Raw genomic sequence first — 398 nt, 5'->3', positions numbered from 1 at the left:
GCCTGGGAAGCCCTGAGCAACGTCACCGGCCGCGATCACCGGCATCTGGCGCTGAACAAGGAAGACGAGAAAATTCGCTTCCGCGACATTCAGGCGCAGCCGCGCAAAATCATCTCCAGCCCGACCTGGTCCGGTCTGGAGGACGAACACGTTTCCTATAACGCCTGCTACACCAACGTGCACGAGCTGATCCCGTGGCGCACCCTCAGCGGCCGTCAGCAGCTGTATCAGGACCATGAGTGGATGCGCGCCTTCGGTGAAAGCCTGCTGGTATACCGGCCGCCGATCGACACCCGCGCCGCGCAGCCGCTGCTGAACAGCAAGCCGAACGGCAACAAGGAGAAGGCGCTGAACTTCCTGACGCCGCACCAGAAGTGGGGCATTCACTCCACCTACAG

The 398-nt window shown here is 62.3% G+C and carries 1 pseudogene; it reads left to right on the top strand.

What is annotated here, in order from left to right:
• Positions 1 to 398, top strand: a pseudogene (gene narZ, locus HFC70_RS26605) (nitrate reductase subunit alpha); the annotation flags it as partial.

The organism is Agrobacterium sp. a22-2 (genome assembly GCF_012276985.1).
In the GTDB taxonomy this organism is placed as follows: Bacteria; Pseudomonadota; Alphaproteobacteria; order Rhizobiales; family Rhizobiaceae; genus Allorhizobium.
The sequence above is the reverse complement of the archived record's forward strand: the minus strand, read 5'-3'. Positions and strand labels throughout refer to the sequence as shown.